Genomic DNA, 557 nt, shown 5'->3' on the forward strand with positions numbered 1-557 from the left:
AGAAGAACATTTCTGTGGCTGCGCAGCGTATTTTCCCTGCGTCCGTGGAGAGATAGCTTTTGCAAGTAGTTGACCGCACCTTCTTGCAGTCCTGCAGGGAACTCTCGATTCAACCTCCGCCGAAGCATAACCGCGTTGAAATGTTGGTAGTCTGACAACAAATCCATTGCACGGTGAACTCGTGAGCATCGCCGTTCTACTGTTCCCGGCTGCACACCGTAGCAATCCAGCATGAACTGCTGAGCCAATTCCGCTGTAAAATATTTCTTTTCATTTTTATTGCAGTACGCTAACAAGTTCCTAAACGTCGAACGAAAGCCTTGAATATAGTTTTCGCTATAGTGCTTTGCAATGATGCAAGGGATAACTCTTTCCACAAGTTCATACACGGTCAGTCGATTTCCATCATCCACAATAACAACCTCCATCATATCTGGAATACTCAAATTATATAGTTATTATGTAGAGAAAAACAGACTGTTTTTATAATTTTTGTCGCTGTACAATTAAAGTTTGGAACGTGGGATACATAATCGCTTTCTTGCCATAAAAGGCGT

1 protein-coding gene is annotated in these 557 nt (G+C 42.5%); it reads right to left on the minus strand.

The features are described from left to right. Positions 1 to 413 (minus strand): hypothetical protein (locus NE623_RS14455; RefSeq protein WP_256273505.1); only part of this gene is annotated, 413 nt, incomplete at its 3' end. Between the last annotated feature and the right edge of the window lie 144 nt (positions 414 to 557).

The organism is Gemmiger formicilis (assembly GCF_024462815.1).
Taxonomy (GTDB): domain Bacteria; phylum Bacillota; class Clostridia; order Oscillospirales; family Ruminococcaceae; genus Gemmiger.